The sequence below is a fragment of the Saliphagus sp. GCM10025334 genome, assembly GCF_042663485.1.
Taxonomy (GTDB): domain Archaea; phylum Halobacteriota; class Halobacteria; order Halobacteriales; family Natrialbaceae; genus Natronosalvus.
The window spans coordinates 25,229-39,577 of the sequence record NZ_JBHTAF010000008.1; the positions used below are offsets into that span (position 1 = coordinate 25,229).

General features: G+C 63.4%; 14 protein-coding genes. 5 read left to right on the forward strand and 9 right to left on the reverse strand.

All coding sequences use genetic code 11. The features are described 5' to 3' along the window. From pstA to ACFQO4_RS20115, 3 genes are all read right to left on the reverse strand, one after another. Positions 1 to 1,764, reverse strand: coding sequence for a phosphate ABC transporter permease PstA (gene pstA / locus ACFQO4_RS20105; RefSeq protein ID WP_500262516.1), 1,764 nt, complete (start codon positions 1,762 to 1,764; stop codon positions 1 to 3). 1 nt (position 1,765) lies between these two features. Continuing rightward, a complete protein-coding gene (pstC, locus tag ACFQO4_RS20110) occupies positions 1,766 to 2,740 on the reverse strand; it encodes a phosphate ABC transporter permease subunit PstC (protein ID WP_500262517.1) in 975 nt (324 codons plus the stop codon). A 173-nt stretch (positions 2,741 to 2,913) separates the two neighbouring features. Continuing rightward, a complete protein-coding gene (locus ACFQO4_RS20115) occupies positions 2,914 to 3,978 on the reverse strand; it encodes a PstS family phosphate ABC transporter substrate-binding protein (protein WP_500262518.1) in 1,065 nt (354 codons plus the stop codon). A gap of 230 nt (positions 3,979 to 4,208) precedes the next feature. Here ACFQO4_RS20115 and ACFQO4_RS20120 point away from each other — a divergent pair, with 230 nt between their 5' ends. Then, positions 4,209 to 4,580: a 30S ribosomal protein S8e gene (locus ACFQO4_RS20120; RefSeq protein ID WP_500262519.1), complete on the forward strand. Its 372-nt coding sequence runs from the start codon at positions 4,209 to 4,211 to the stop codon at positions 4,578 to 4,580. A gap of 28 nt (positions 4,581 to 4,608) precedes the next feature. Here the strand turns inward: ACFQO4_RS20120 and ACFQO4_RS20125 are convergent, their stop codons facing one another. The 3 genes from ACFQO4_RS20125 to ACFQO4_RS20135 form a co-directional block, all read right to left on the reverse strand. After that, complete coding sequence (locus ACFQO4_RS20125) at positions 4,609 to 4,836, reverse strand: DUF7511 domain-containing protein (RefSeq protein WP_500262520.1); 228 nt, start codon at positions 4,834 to 4,836, stop codon at positions 4,609 to 4,611. A gap of 130 nt (positions 4,837 to 4,966) precedes the next feature. Continuing rightward, positions 4,967 to 5,962, reverse strand: a complete 996-nt coding sequence (locus tag ACFQO4_RS20130; protein ID WP_500262521.1) for a PhoU domain-containing protein — start codon at positions 5,960 to 5,962, stop codon at positions 4,967 to 4,969. A 236-nt stretch (positions 5,963 to 6,198) separates the two neighbouring features. Beyond that, the gene (locus ACFQO4_RS20135) at positions 6,199 to 6,975 is read right to left on the reverse strand and encodes an alpha/beta fold hydrolase (RefSeq protein WP_500262522.1); all 777 of its coding nucleotides are present in this window, start codon (positions 6,973 to 6,975) and stop codon (positions 6,199 to 6,201) included. Positions 6,976 to 7,169: 194 nt separating this feature from the next. Here ACFQO4_RS20135 and ACFQO4_RS20140 point away from each other — a divergent pair, with 194 nt between their 5' ends. Both ACFQO4_RS20140 and ACFQO4_RS20145 read left to right on the forward strand, forming a co-directional pair. Further along, entirely contained in the window at positions 7,170 to 7,418 is a 249-nt protein-coding gene (locus ACFQO4_RS20140; RefSeq protein WP_500262523.1) for a DUF7127 family protein, read from the forward strand. Continuing rightward, positions 7,415 to 9,679: a CDC48 family AAA ATPase gene (locus ACFQO4_RS20145; RefSeq protein WP_500262524.1), complete on the forward strand. Its 2,265-nt coding sequence runs from the start codon at positions 7,415 to 7,417 to the stop codon at positions 9,677 to 9,679. Before ACFQO4_RS20140 ends, ACFQO4_RS20145 begins: the two co-directional genes overlap by 4 nt. 87 nt (positions 9,680 to 9,766) lie before the next feature. On the opposite strand, the gene ACFQO4_RS20150 is transcribed toward ACFQO4_RS20145, so the two are convergent. After that, on the reverse strand, positions 9,767 to 10,654 hold the full coding sequence (locus tag ACFQO4_RS20150) for a hypothetical protein (protein WP_500262525.1): 888 nt from the start codon (positions 10,652 to 10,654) through the stop codon (positions 9,767 to 9,769). A 97-nt stretch (positions 10,655 to 10,751) separates the two neighbouring features. Here ACFQO4_RS20150 and ACFQO4_RS20155 point away from each other — a divergent pair, with 97 nt between their 5' ends. After that, complete coding sequence (locus tag ACFQO4_RS20155; RefSeq protein ID WP_500262526.1) at positions 10,752 to 11,147, forward strand: CopG family ribbon-helix-helix protein; 396 nt, start codon at positions 10,752 to 10,754, stop codon at positions 11,145 to 11,147. A gap of 28 nt (positions 11,148 to 11,175) precedes the next feature. Here ACFQO4_RS20155 and ACFQO4_RS20160 read toward each other — a convergent pair whose 3' ends face one another. Both ACFQO4_RS20160 and ACFQO4_RS20165 read right to left on the reverse strand, forming a co-directional pair. Next, positions 11,176 to 12,066: an ABC transporter permease gene (locus ACFQO4_RS20160; protein ID WP_500262527.1), complete on the reverse strand. Its 891-nt coding sequence runs from the start codon at positions 12,064 to 12,066 to the stop codon at positions 11,176 to 11,178. Beyond that, on the reverse strand, positions 12,063 to 13,112 hold the full coding sequence (locus ACFQO4_RS20165; RefSeq protein WP_500262528.1) for an ABC transporter ATP-binding protein: 1,050 nt from the start codon (positions 13,110 to 13,112) through the stop codon (positions 12,063 to 12,065). The genes ACFQO4_RS20160 and ACFQO4_RS20165 overlap by 4 nt, the downstream gene beginning before the upstream one ends. 255 nt (positions 13,113 to 13,367) lie before the next feature. Between ACFQO4_RS20165 and ACFQO4_RS20170 the strand changes: the two genes are divergently transcribed. Then, the gene (locus ACFQO4_RS20170) at positions 13,368 to 14,315 is read left to right on the forward strand and encodes a helix-turn-helix domain-containing protein (protein WP_500262529.1); all 948 of its coding nucleotides are present in this window, start codon (positions 13,368 to 13,370) and stop codon (positions 14,313 to 14,315) included. Positions 14,316 to 14,349: the final 34 nt, after the last annotated feature.

Here is a 14,349-nt window from a genome sequence, read left to right on the forward strand (position 1 = left end):
TCAGGGCCCTCGTTCGAAGGTGTTTCTGAGGATAATCGCGGTCGCGTTCATGCCCAGGAGGACGATCAACAGCGTGACGACGCCGGCGGCGAGGACGCCGTACCTGAACTCGGCCTGCGGGAAGTTCGCCCAGGCGTAGAGCTGCATCGTCATCGCGCTCACCTTGCTCCAGATTCCGTTCGGCGGGCTGAAGACGGTAGTCGCGGCGCCGATCATGAGCAGCGGGGCCGTCTCGCCGATGGCTCGACCGAGCGCGAGTATCGTGCCCGTCAGGATGCCCGGGAGCGCTTCCGGCAACACGACGTTTTTGGTCGTCTGCCATCGAGTCGCACCCATCCCGTAGGAGGCCTGTCGCTGCGAGTCGGGAACTGCACGAATCGCCTCCTGCGCCGAGATGACCGTGATCGGGAGGATCAACAGCGAGAGCGTCAGCGCGGCGGTGATGACCGATCCGAACCCTAATCCGAGCAGATTGGCGAACAGGCCCAGGCCCAGCAGGCCGTAGACGACCGACGGAACCGCGGCCAGGTTCGCGACGTTGATCTGGATCAGGCGCGTCACCGTGGCGACGAGCCCGCTATCGACGGTGTACTCCTCGAGGAAGACGGCCGATCCGACGCCGAGCACGAACGACAGCGCCGCCACAAGGGCGATGACGAGGATCGAGCCGACGATCGCCGGGTACAACCCCGCTTCCCGGGGGAACCTCGAGGGGCTGTTCGTCAGGTACGACGGATCGAGCCAGGGATCCGGAGCGGGGACTCCCATCGTCTCGATCAGTAGTGAGCCGAGGAGCGCACCGGCGACGAGGAGCACGGGCAGTGCCAGGCCGATTCGGCCGTTTCCGGCCTCGAGCGCTCGCCGGCCGTAGGCGATCGTCGGAACGCCGGTCGTCAGCAACACGAGCAGCGCCGATGCCGGGGAGACGCCGACGAAACCGGCCACGAGGCTGCCGCCGACGGCGAGGACGAACGTCAGGCCAGCGGAGACGACGGCTATGCGCACCCCGTCTCGAGGGGCCGTCAGGGCGACGATAGCTGCCGAAATCGGGATTGCAAACGTCCAGACGTAAATCGCCCACGTGGTCGGGTACACGTCGACCGGGCCGCGGAGGAGGACTGCAGCGACGACGCCGACGACGGCTATCGGGACGGCGAGCAGGGTCGCCGGTGAGGCCGGTCTGCTGCGACCGTACGCCAGCACTCCGAGGGCCGGAAAGAACCCGAGCGTGTACGCCAGGAACCACAGTCGGGCGTCGAAGACGACAAAGAGGACGATCAGCGCCAGCCCGAGCGCGACGCCTCCGACGAGTCGCCCCAGGAGCCCGAATCCGATTCGTCCGACTGGTCGTTGGCTGCCGACGAAGGCCACCGTCGCGGAGACGGGCACGACGACGACGAACAGGTACACGAGTTGCCAGGTGAGGCGGGGGACCGGCCGAACGACTGCCTCGAACGCGGAGAAGGGGACGGCCGTTGCGACCACTCCGCCGCCGAGCGCGAGGACGCTTCGGCGGGTGAGTTTGCGGTCGTTCGCGCTGTAGAGACAGAATCCGATGAACGGGAGCACCAGGGTCAGAAAGAACGCGAGTAGCCACTCGGGACTGGCGTTGCTGAGATCGAGTGCGTCGACGACGACGTAGATCAACAGCACGGCCAGTGCGACGATGCCGACGACCGAAGCACTCAGTGCCAGGTACTCGAAGACGGCTCCCTTGAGCCGGCTGACCCGCTCGAAATCGGTGGTCGATCGTTCGACGGCCACGTCAGTACTCCTCCCGGTATCGTTCGGCCACCACGTCGCTGATGACGTTGAGCGTGAGCGTGACGACGAACAGTGACAGCCCGAGCGCGAACATCGCGTCGTACGGTAACGATCCGCCGGTGAGGTCGCCGCTGGCGATCTGGACCATCGCGACGGTGATCGTCATGCCGGGGTCCAGCAGTACGTCTCCGGGGTGGACGTACGGAATACCGGCCAACCCGTTACGGACCGCGGGCAGGTTCGCCTGCGCACCCATCGCGACGACGACGACCATCGTCTCGCCGATAGCCCGCGAGACCGCGAGGATGTACGACGACGCGATCCCCGAAATCGCCGCCGGAACGACGATGCCGGTCGATACCTCGAACTTCGTCGCGCCGAGTCCGTACCCTGCGTGTCTGAGCTGGTCGGGGACCGCGCTCATCGCGTCCTCGCTGATCGAGGACACCATCGGAATCGTCATGATGCCGATCATCAGCGACGCCGAGAGGGCGTTGAACGTAGTTATCGACGGGAAGAGCGTCGCCTCGAGCGCCGGCGTCACGTACACGAGCGCGAAGTAGCCGTAAACGACCGTCGGCACACCCGCGAGCACCTCGAGCATGGGCTTGAGAATCGATCGCGTGCGCGACGTGGCGTACTCGCTCAGGTAGATCGCGGTCAGCGTGCCGATCGGCAGCGCGACGAACGCGGCCGTGATCGTCACGACGACCGTGCCGATAACCAGCGGGACGATGCCGAACGCGGATCCGCCGCCCGTCGGGTTGGGACTCCAGTGTACCCCGGTCACGAAATCGACGATCGAGTACGCCGCGAAGAACTCGACGGCGTCCGCCAACAGCGTCAGGAAAATCGCCACCGTCGTGAACACGGTGACCGCGGCGCAAACGACGAAAAAGCCGCCGTACGATCGCTCTCTGATCCGCTCGATGCCGCTCGAGCGCTGGAGGTCCAGCGACGCCGATGCGTCGCTCACGGGCGATCACCGTCGCTCTCGACTCGAGGCTTTTGCGTTGTGGTCGATGTCGCTCTCATTCGTCTCTCTTCCGTTCGACGAAGCCAGCCAGAGTCGACGCTGGGTCGACGACCTCGTCGCGAAAAATACCGATCGGTCTGATTGCTCACAGTGCGTCGGATCATCGTGTTCGGTTAGCTCTGTGCCTCGCTGATCGCGTCTTCGAGCGTTTGCAGCTGCTCTTCTTTGGTTTCGGCGGTGGCGGGCACGTAGCCGACCTCCTCGGCGACGAGTTGCTCGTTATCGGTCTGGTCGACGAAGTACCGGGCGAACGCCGCGACGTGCTCTTCCGCCAGCGCATCCATCGACGGGTAGGTAAACAGCGAGCGCGACAGCGGGGTGTACTCGCCCGAGGCCGCCGTCTCGAGGTTCGGCTCGACTGGCCCGTCCCCGTCGTCGACCGCGACGGCCGTCACCTGGTCGGGGTTCTGGTAGAAGTACGCGAAACCGAAGTAGCCGATCGCGAACTCACTCCCCTGAACGCCCTGGACGATGGTGTTGTCCTGCTCGGTCGCCTGGTAGTCGTCGGTGTGGCCGCGGTCATCGCCCATGACGTTCTCGACGAAGTAGTCGTAGGTGCCGCTGGTTTCGTCGGCGCCGTACCGCTCGATCGGTTCGTCGGGCCAGTCGGAATTGACCTCACTCCACGTCTCGGCGGCGTCGGCCTCCCAGATCTGTGCGAGTTCGTCGACCGTCATCTCGGTCGCGAAGTCGTTGTCGTTGTTGATGACGACCGTCAGGGCGTCCGTCGCGGCGATCAGTTCGACGTACTCGACGCCGTTGTCGGCACAGAGTTCCTCCTCTTCCGGCTTGATAGGCCGGCTGGCGTTGTTGAAGTGCGTGTTACCGGGGCAGAAGTGGTTGGAGAAGCCGCCGCCGGAACCGGTCGAACTGATGTCGATCCGGACGTCCTCGTGTTCCTTCTGGAACTCCTCGGCGACCGCGCTCATGAGCGGGAAGACCGTGCTCGAGCCGGCGATGTTGATTTCACCGGAGAGAGAGGCGCTTGCACCGTTGCCGTTTCCGGTACCATTGCCGTTGCCGTCCCCACCGTTGCCATTGCCGTTCCCGTTGCCGCTCGAATCTTCCTCGCTCTCGAGACAGCCCGCGAACCCGGCGGCGCCGGAGACGCCGGTCGTAACGATGAACGCTCGCCTCGATACCCCACTAGCCGATTTCTCGGACGTGTTGTCCGTCATCAGGTTAGTGTCGAGGGATAGTGGGTAAATACGATGCTATGACCCCTCTATCGGTCCTGGGATCGCTATACGCGTCTATATAGGCGTACGTTCAGCAACAGCGATCGCTCGAGCGGCCACACCTCGAATCGAGTCGTCGACATTCTCGAGTCCGACGAGCGGGTCGGGTCTACCGGGTCGTGTCGATCCGAAGAGGTGCATTCAAGTATGCGCCGCGACTTCGTGAGCGTATGCAAGACCAGGGACGCTCTACGCGCAAGCGCACCGGCGGACGACTGAAGTCCTTCAACAACCGACGAAAACACCAGCTCGGTCGCCACCCGACCGAGACCCAGGTCGGCGAGCCTCGCTTTCGCACCATCGACGCCCGCGGCAACGGCGAGAAGACTCGCGCGCTCGCGACGAACGTCGTCAGCGTTAGCACGGGCGAGGAGACGGTGACCGCCGAGATTACGGACGTCGTCGAGAACGACGCCAACCCGAACTACGTACGTCGAAACATCATCACGAAGGGCGCTGTAATCGACACGAGCGAAGGCCAGGCCCGCGTCACCTCGCGACCCGGGCAGGTCGGCCAGGTCAACGCCGTCCTTCTCGAGTAAGCGCTCGGTCGACGATTTACCGTCACTGTCACCGCATCTCCTCGAGGTCGACGAACACGTCTGCGTTCGCGGTGAGCCACGTCGTCACCGTGTCGAACCCGTCCTCCGCTGCAGACGTTTCCCTCGGTGCGATCGTACAGCGGTCGGGACGGTCGTCGTAGCGGACGATAATTGCAGTGTACATCGGTGGTGCCGCCTTTCTATCGTCGGGCTCGGTCGCCGTTCGCGTCTTGGAACCGTTGGATATAGTCGTCATTGGCGTACCAGCGTCCTTTGGGGGACCCTGTATTCGGAGCCTCGAGCGACCCCGTAAAAATCGCTGCTAGTTGTACTCCCGATGCGGTCGGACGGCTACGTACCGCTATGGAGGCTGGCGAGAACCACGGTCAGGGACGGGGCGCCGCCTTCTGGAGCGCCGTCTCTGCGATGTTCCCGCCGTAGTCGGCGCTTCGGGAGAGCGAGTCGACGATCAGGCCGAGCGACTGGGCCTGGACCGAGTCGAGGTCGCGCAGCATGTGGTCGATCGACCGCGTGTGCTCGTCGATCTCGAGGACGGCCTCGAGCGCGTCGTGACCCAGTTCCGTCGCCTCGTCGCTGTCGTCGGCGAAGAGCGCGTCGAGGGACTTCTCGAAGACGTCGAACGTCTCGTCGTACAGCTCGACCAGCGCGTCGGCGACCTCCTCGGATACGTCCTCGAGCTTCATCGCGAGTTTGCTGATCTTGACCGCGTGATCGGCGACACGCTCGAGCTGGCGGGCGGTGGAGTGATAGTCGAAGCAGTCCTCACGGGAGACGCCGAGTTCTTCGGAGGCTCGGGGCGAGCGGAGCGTTGCACGAAAGATACGGGAGACGACGAGCCAGAGCCGGTCGACGTCGTCGTCGCGCTCGATTACGTCACGAGCGATGTCGTCGTCGTTCTCGATGAGTGCCGTGACGGCGTCCTCGAGCATGGAGGCGGCGATCAGGCGCATGCGGTTGACGGCGTTGACGATGGACAACTCCGAGGAGTCGAGCAGGTCCTGGATGACGACGCTGTTGGTCGTCTCCTCGAGGACTTCGACGCCGACCAGCCCTTGGGTCGCGCTCCTGATAGCCCGGCGCTGGTCGGTCGTGATGCGGCTGGCCTCGAGCGCGATGATGTCGAAGCCGCTGACGTACATCGTCATGACCGCCCGCGTGAGGCGCTCGCCCTCGAGGTTCGAGATGTCGAGGGTCCCCTTCTGGCGGTCGCTCTCGCGCTGGGGCGTCAACAGGAGGGCGTCGTCCTCCGGGTAGCACTCGACGACCGATCCGGCGCTGACGTCGTTCGTGGTTGCCCAGGACTTTGGGAGTGAGACGGTGTACGTCGACCCGCCGGTCACCTGGACTTTTCGCGTCTCCATACCGGAACCACGCAATCACGAACATATAAATCTATACAAATCTATAGATGTCCCTCGATCAGCAAAGCACCCCGCCAGTACCGGTATGAGGTGACGAGTTTTCGGCAGAGGTACGTACGATAGCAGACCCTCGAAACTCTCGTCCATCGGCCATGAATTCCATACCGGACTATTTTGATCGTTAGAGGTCACTCGAGAATACCTCTCATACGTAGTGCTATATAGAATATTTCGATCTATAGTCGTTCGAGGAATCCGACCAGCGCTTCGTTGAACGCGGTCGGTCGCTCGAGCATCGAGAGGTGGGCGGCGTCGGCTATCTCAACCCCGTCGGCATCCGAAATCTCCTCGACGAGGTACTCGTGGAACCACGGCGGCGTCAGCTGGTCGTGTTCGCCGTAGATCGCCCGGACGGGAACGTCGATTTCGTGGAGTCGGTCCCTGACGTCGAACTCGTGGCACGTGAGGAAGTCCCGACGCGTGACCGTCTGCCCGCACTCGCGCATGGTCTCCATCGAGATCGTCCGCAGGCGCTGGTCCGGGTCGTGAAAGAGCCGGTCCGGTTCGTGCAGGAACTCGATCGCCCGCTCGAAGTCGTTCTCGAGCCACCAGCGGAGGTCCTCGAGCACCCCGAGTCGTGCGCCCGTCCCGGTCAGGATCGCTCCGTCGAGGTCGACCTCGTCCGCTCGCTCGAGGAGGACGTGCATGGTAACGGCCCCACCTAGAGAGTTGCCGACGAGCATGCGAGCGTCCGTCTCCTCGAGGACCGCGATGACGTCGTCGGCGTACGCCGAGAGCGTCGAGTAGCCTGGATTGGCGTCGACGTCCGTGGAGTCTCCGTGACCGCTCAGGTCGAGTGCGACGATGGGGTGCTGACTGCCGAGGCGGTGCTGGGACTTCCAGACGGCGCTCGAGCCGCCGCTTCCGTGAACGAAACAGATCGGGTCCCCTGACCCATCGCGGTCGGCACGTACGTATGCCGTTTCGCGTTCTTGATGTTCCACCGTGTGCATACGTAGATACACGACGGGCGCCCTGATAAGTGGGAATGACGGGGACTCGTTCGTTCCGTCACTGTCGTCGTCGGTTCTCGTCGACCAGACGAAGTGGGACCGCTACACTACCGGTATCGGGATTTCTGTTCACGTATGGCGATTTCACCACGAAAGGTTTTTATACTAGTACTGCTTACCTTGGGTTAGTTACAATGAAAATAGCACAACTTGCTCGTGACGACGAACGACTGGTCCGTCGGTTCGAGAACGACGACGGATCGACGATCGTCATCGACTTCGGCGGCGACTCCGCTGACGCATCCGTTGAGGTCGTCGACAGGACTGTTCTCGTCGTCGCCGGCGACGAACAGTACGAACTCGAGGTGCCGGCACAGGCGAGTGACGCGCAAGCGTTTATGAAAAACGGCGTCCTCACTATCGACCTGGAGGCATCCCAATGAAACTCACCGTCAGACCCCTCAAGCAAAAAGACGCAGGTCGCGGACTGGCCGCCATCGACCGCTCGTCGATGAGCGAACTCGACCTCGAGAACGGCGATTACATCCTGATCGAGGGCAACGGCGAGGACCGGGCCGTCGCCCGCGTCTGGCCGGGGTACCCCGAGGACGAGGGCAGAGGCGTCATCCGCATCGACGGTCGCATCCGCCAGGAGGCCGGCGTCGGCATCGACGACCGCGTTACCGTCGAGAAAGCCGACGTGAAACAGGCCTCGAGCGTCACCGTGGCACTTCCCCAGAACCTCCGGATCCGGGGTGATATCGGCCCGCTCGTTCGAGACAAACTGAGTGGCCAGGCCGTCACCGAGGGGCAGACCGTCCCCTTCTCGCTCTCGTTCGGCCCGATGGCCAGTTCTGGCCAGTCGGTCCCTCTGAAGATCGCCTCGACGTCCCCGAAAGGAACGGTCGTGATCACGGACTCGACGGAGATCCAGATCTCCGAGACGCCTGCCGAACAGATCAGCGCCGGCGGCGGCGCTGGCCCGGAAGGGATCCCGAACGTCACCTACGAGGACATCGGTGGCCTCGACAGCGAACTCGATCAGGTTCGCGAGATGATCGAGTTGCCGATGCGCCACCCGGAACTGTTCCAGCAGCTCGGCATCGAGCCGCCGAAGGGCGTTCTCCTGCACGGCCCGCCGGGAACGGGGAAGACCCTGATGGCCAAAGCCGTCGCCAACGAGATCGACGCCCACTTCCAGACGATTTCCGGGCCGGAGATCATGTCGAAGTACTACGGCGAATCGGAAGAGAAGCTCCGCGAGGTGTTCGAGGAAGCCGAGGAGAACGCCCCGGCGATCGTCTTCGTCGACGAACTCGACTCGATCGCGGCCAAGCGCGAGGACGCCGGCGGCGACGTCGAACGCCGCGTCGTCGCCCAGTTACTCTCGCTGATGGACGGCCTCGAGGAGCGCGGGCGAGTCACCGTCATCGCGGCAACCAACCGCGTCGACGCCATCGACCCCGCGCTCCGACGTGGCGGTCGATTCGACCGCGAGATCGAGATCGGCGTCCCGGACAAGGACGGCCGGACGGAGATCCTGCAGGTTCACACCCGTGGGATGCCCCTCTCGGACAGCGTCGACCTCGATCAGTACGCCGAAAACACCCACGGCTTCGTCGGCGCCGACCTCGAGAGCCTGACGAAGGAGGCGGCGATGAACGCGCTTCGGCGCATCCGCCCCGAACTCGACCTCGAACAGGAGGAGATCGACGCCGAGGTGCTCGAGCGACTGCGCGTCACCGAGAAGGACTTCAAGGAGGCGCTCAAGGGCATCACGCCGTCGGCGCTCCGGGAGGTCTTCGTCGAGGTCCCGGACGTCACCTGGAACGACGTCGGCGGCCTCACGCAGACGAAAGACCGGCTCCAGGAGACCATCCAGTGGCCGCTGGATTACCCCGAGGTCTTCCAGGCGATGGACATGGAGGCCGCCAAGGGCGTCCTCATGTACGGTCCGCCAGGGACCGGGAAGACCCTGCTCGCGAAGGCCGTCGCCAACGAGGCTCAGTCGAACTTCATCTCGATCAAGGGCCCCGAACTGCTGAACAAGTACGTCGGCGAGTCCGAGAAGGGGGTCCGCGAGGTCTTCGAGAAGGCCCGGTCGAACGCACCGACCGTGATCTTCTTCGACGAGATCGACTCCATCGCGACCGAACGCGGCAGCGGCCAGATGGACTCTGGCGTCGGCGAGCGGGTCGTCTCCCAGCTACTGACCGAACTCGACGGCCTCGAGGAACTCGAAGACGTGGTCGTCATCGCGACGACGAACCGGCCGGACCTGATCGACACGGCCCTGCTCCGGCCCGGACGGCTCGACCGCCACATCCACGTGCCCGTCCCGGACGAAGAAGCCCGCAAGAAGATCTTCGAGGTCCACACCCGCGACAAGCCGCTGGCCGAGGGAATCGACCTCGAGTGGCTCGCGAGCGAGACGGAGGGCTACGTCGGCGCCGACATCGAAGCGGTTTCCCGGGAGGCGTCGATGGCCGCGACTCGCGAGTTCATCGAGACGGTCGATCCCGAAGACATCGGCGAGGCCGTCGGGAACGTCCGGGTCAGCAAGACCCACTTCGAGCAAGCGCTCCAGGAGGTCCCGCCGAGCGTGACCCAGGAGACGCGCGAACGCTACGAGGAGATCGAATCGCAGTTCCAGTCGAGCGAGCCACAGCCGAAAGAAGAGCAGGTCGGCCGGACGTTCCAGTAAGCCGATCGCTCTCCTTGCGAGTCTGAAGGCTGAAACGCGATTTTGTGGCGAATTTTTATCGACCGACTGACGAACCGCTGAATCGCGTTATAGCACCCCCATCACGAATCCGAGTCCCATCACGATGAGGACAGCCGCGGAGAACGCCGGCAGGTACGGCGTGTACTTCTCGACTGTCTCTTCGTGACGTTCGTAACCCGCGACCAGCAGCATGGTCAGGGTGACGATCCCGATGATGACGGTGATCGCGTAGGCGGCCATCAACTCGAGGCAGTAGTTCGATCCCGAACAGAGGGCGATGATCTCGAATTCCTCCTCGTGGGCGAACCCGAGCAGGAAGGCGAACCAGGCGATGCCGAGGAGTCCGCGGTCGGCGGCGTCCTCGAGGGTGCCGTGGTCGTGACTGTGGTCGTGTGTGTGATCGTGGTCGCGGCCACCGACGAACGGGAGTGCGCGTTTCAGCCGGATCAGGAGTCCGGCGCTTTCGTGGTGATCGTGGTGGTCGTGATGGTGGCCGTCTTCGTGGTGGTGCTCGTGATGGTCGTGATCGTGATGATGGGACTCGTGTGAGTGCCCATGTCCGTCGTGGGAGTGGTCGTGCCCATCGTGTGAGTGCCCGTGCCCATGACTGTGCCCGTGACGATACTCCCGAACGCCGAGCCCGATGAGCAAGATGCCGGCGACCAGACTGACCGGACCGCCAATCTGCACGCCACCGAGTATCGTCAGCGGTTCGTTCACCTGCGTAAGTTCGAAGTACGACTTCGCGTAGAAGAAGGCTCCCACCATCGCGATGCTGCTCACGAGGTGGCCGACGCCCAGGATAAAACTCGCCGCGAATCCATACACCCACTTGTTCGTCTGATCGAGGGCGTACGACGCCGCCACCGGCCACCCGTGCCCTGGCTCGATGCCGTGGATAGCCCCCAGGGCGACCGCCCCGAGGAACAGCCCTGTCAGATCGGTCGGGATCATTCGTGTCGCGTATCGCGGGACGCCCGGCTTAACCATTGTTACTACCGAAACGGGGGATTCATCATACGCGGCCTGCTTTTCCCAGCAACGAACCACCATGCGAACGAGTTTTAGCATTCCCGACGACGTCGTCGACGCGTTCGACCAGGTCTGGCAGGACCAGGGGCTCGACAACCGCTCTCGAGCCGTCAGAGAGGCGATGCTCGAGTACGTCGAGTCACACTCGCGACTCGAGGAGACGACCGGCGAGGTGGTCGCCCTAATCGGCTTCGATTACCGCCACCACGACGTCATCCGCGAACTCCACACTGCCCAGCACGAGTTCCAGGACGTCATCCTCAACACGAGTCACACCCACCAGCAGGAGTGGTGTCTCGAGTCGCTGTTCTGCCGGGGAACCGCCGACCGCGTTCGAGAACTCACCTATCGACTGCGCGACTTCGACGGAGTACGCCGGGTGAAAGTGATGGTGATCCAGGACCAGGTCGACTGACTCGAGTCCAGAACGACGTTTCGACGGTTCACACCACGTCGGAACTCGAAGCACGAGATAGCAGGTAGACGGCGACGGCACCGAACGCGAGAGCCAACCCTGCCAGGACCGCGACACCGGGGACGACGGCATCGAGGGTTCCTTCGAACCAGGTCACGTCGATCACCGTCATCACGTCCCGGTCGAGCATGAGCGAGCGCGCGGTATCGACGCCGTAGGTGACGGGATTGAAACGTGCGAAGGTCTGGATCCAGGTCGGCAGCGCCTCGAGCGGGAGAAACGCGCTCGACAGGAACAACAGGGGAAACTGCAACAGGTTCGCGCCGATGATCGTCGATTCCTGGTCCCTGGTGAGGAGCGCCAGCGAATTCGAGAGGGCGACGAACCACAGCGAAAATAGAACGCCCACGACGACGATGCCGACGGCACCAACGAATCCGGTGACGATTTCCGCCCCGAGGAGAACGCCGAGACCGAGGATGATGGTGATCTGGAGGGAGATCCGGAACACCTCCGCGGCGGTTTTGCCGACGAACACGGCCGTTCGGTTCATCGGCGTCACGAGGACCTTCTCGAACATCCCGTTCTCGATGTCGTTGACCAGTCCGATCCCCGAAGTGACCGCCGCGGCGAGGGCAACCTGGATAGCGATCGCCGGCACGAGGAACGTCTCGTAGTTGATGCCCGGAATTCCACGGTTGACAGCGTTTCCGGCGACGTTTCCGAACACCTCCGTGAACAGGACGAGGAAAATTATTGGCTGGACGAGGGAGACGACCAGGACGAATGGGTTTCGGACCGCCTTGAGGTTCCACCGCTTGAAGTTCACCCAGACGTCCCCGACGAACGTGTTTCCGGATTTGGCGGGCTGTTGCGCTTCAGCCGAACCAGCGGAACCGTCGGTCTCGGGGGTGCTCACCGTGACACCTCGGTTCGCGCGGCGTCGCTCCCGTCGGAATCGACCGCCTCGCCGGTGATCGCGAGGAACACGTCGTCGAGCGTCGGCGCTCGAATGTTGAACCCCGTAACGATCAACTCGGCGTCTCGGAGGGCGACCAGGAGATCCGTCCCGTACTGGCGGGCCGATTCTGCGGTGACGCTGATCCCTTCGTCGGTTTCCGTGACGGCGGCGTCCGAAAAGGCGTCGAACGCTCGAGCGATCGTCGCGGCCCGTTCTCGACTGGCGGGTCCGCCCTCGAGTTCTACGTCGAGGACCTCGCCGCCGACCCGTCGTTTCAGCTCGGTGGGACTCCCCTCGGCGACGATTTCGCCCCCCGAGATGACCGCCAGCCGATCGCAGAGCTGGTCTGCCTCCTCGAGGTACTGCGTCGTCAGGAAGATCGTCGTCCCCCGTTCGTTGATGCGTCGGAAGTAGTCCCACAATCGGTTCCGAGCCTTCGGATCGAGCCCGGTCGTCGGTTCGTCGAGGAAGACCAGCGGCGGCCGGTGAACGAGGGCGGTCGCGGCGTCCAGGCGCTTTTTCATCCCGCCGGAGAATTCTTCGGCTCGCTTGTCGGCGACGTCCACGAGATCGACGAGGTCGAGTAGCTCGTCGACCCGTTCGGATCGCTCGCCTCGAGGGACTCCGTAAGCCTCGCAGGCGAATCGAACGTTCTCCTCGGCGGTGAGTTCAGGGTCGACGCTCGTCTCCTGGGCCATATACCCGATGGTCTCCCGTACGCTTCGCGGGTTCGACCGAACGTCGAATCCGTTGACTCGAGCCGTGCCGCTGGTGGGTGAGAGGAGCGTCGCGAAGACCTTGATCGTGGTGGTCTTGCCGGCGCCGTTCGGCCCGAGAAACCCGAAGAATTCCCCTTCCGGGACCGTCATGTCCACCCCCTGTACGGCGGCGGCGGTCCCGTCGGCGTAGACGAGCTCGAGCCCCTCGACTTCGATAGCCGCTGGTGGGCTGGTTCGCTCGTCGTGGCGCGACTCGGCTGGGTCGTCCGATCCCGACGATGGCATACCCGTACTAGTGGGAGATAGCGTGATATAGGTTCGACCACGAAGCGAAGGCCGACTCGTTCGAAAAGAGGTGGGAGAAGGGGTGGAGAGAGCTGCCAGCAGCAAAGTCCTCTTTCCATTGCTCCGATGTCCTCTCGTGATGAGTCTCGGATCACCCACCACACCCACCCATCGTGGCGAGCTCGCGATTCGTTCGTACGACGTCCACGATGGACGGAACGCCTTTCGGAATCGAGCGGTTACAGACGAGATGTGGTGCCCGCCGACCAACGAGTGACTCGAGACGAGGTGCTGGCGGTCTTCGAGGACAGAGCGAACCCCCACGAGCCGATGGCTACCTCGGAGGTTGCCGACTCAGTGGACGTTGCCCGCCGCACAGTCTACGATAAGTTGGAACAGCTGGTAGCGGAGGGCTTCCTCGAGAGCAAGAAGGTCGGTGCTCGCGCTCGCGTCTGGTGGCTGGCGACCACCGCAGACGCACCGACTTCGGCAGCTACTGGTGCCAGCGCCCTGGAGCTCACCTCCGAACACGTCCGCGAACTCGAGTTTGCATCCGAGTCGGTGTCCAGAATAGCGTCTGCCGCTGGCGACAACGATTTTTACACCGAGATTGACGGCATCGTCCCCCTGGACGGTGGCGGCCAACTGGAATACTGGGTCGTGTACGGTATCGACTCGAACGCGTATTTCGAGGTCCTCGATACGTTCCCAACCGTTCGTGATGCCCGCTTGCTCAGCACGACCGGCGAACAGTTTCGCCTCGAAATCGAGGTCACGGAAGATTCGCTAATGAGCATTTTCGCGCAATTCGACGGGCGGCTTGCGTACGCTACGATCGATGCCGACACACTCACAATGATTGGTGAGTTCCCGATGACTGCGGACGTATCAGAAGTGGTCGCGGCCGGGCGAGAGGTGATCTCTGACCTGCGACTCGTCTCTCAGCGACTCGTGTACAGCTCACGGCTCTTTCGCCATCTGGTCGAGGACGAGCTCACGGATCGCCAGTGGACGGCGCTGCAGGCAGCCTACTACGGCGGGTACTTCAACTGGCCGCGCGACAGTACTGGCGACGAGTTAGCAACCCGTCTGGGGGTGACGCGCCAGACGTTCCACCACCACCTGCGCCACGCGGAAGCGCGACTCTGTCAAACGTTACTCGAAGGAGTCGAACACGACGGCGACGCTATTTCTAACGAGTAAGAACGTGTCTTTATCTCCTCGTGACCAGTAGAAC

Bases quoted from the DNA above. Each gene is read 5' to 3' on its own strand.
- ACFQO4_RS20115 (WP_500262518.1), bottom strand. From the start codon at position 3,978: ATGACGGACAACACGTCCGAGAAATCGGCTAGTGGGGTATCGAGGCGA.
- ACFQO4_RS20140 (WP_500262523.1), top strand. From the start codon at position 7,170: ATGAAAATAGCACAACTTGCTCGTGACGACGAACGACTGGTCCGTCGG.
- ACFQO4_RS20150 (WP_500262525.1), bottom strand. From the start codon at position 10,654: ATGATCCCGACCGATCTGACAGGGCTGTTCCTCGGGGCGGTCGCCCTG.
- ACFQO4_RS20125 (WP_500262520.1), bottom strand. From the start codon at position 4,836: ATGACGACTATATCCAACGGTTCCAAGACGCGAACGGCGACCGAGCCC.
- ACFQO4_RS20130 (WP_500262521.1), bottom strand. From the start codon at position 5,962: ATGGAGACGCGAAAAGTCCAGGTGACCGGCGGGTCGACGTACACCGTC.
- ACFQO4_RS20165 (WP_500262528.1), bottom strand. From the start codon at position 13,112: ATGCCATCGTCGGGATCGGACGACCCAGCCGAGTCGCGCCACGACGAG.
- ACFQO4_RS20135 (WP_500262522.1), bottom strand. From the start codon at position 6,975: ATGCACACGGTGGAACATCAAGAACGCGAAACGGCATACGTACGTGCC.
- ACFQO4_RS20120 (WP_500262519.1), top strand. From the start codon at position 4,209: ATGCAAGACCAGGGACGCTCTACGCGCAAGCGCACCGGCGGACGACTG.
- ACFQO4_RS20155 (WP_500262526.1), top strand. From the start codon at position 10,752: ATGCGAACGAGTTTTAGCATTCCCGACGACGTCGTCGACGCGTTCGAC.
- ACFQO4_RS20145 (WP_500262524.1), top strand. From the start codon at position 7,415: ATGAAACTCACCGTCAGACCCCTCAAGCAAAAAGACGCAGGTCGCGGA.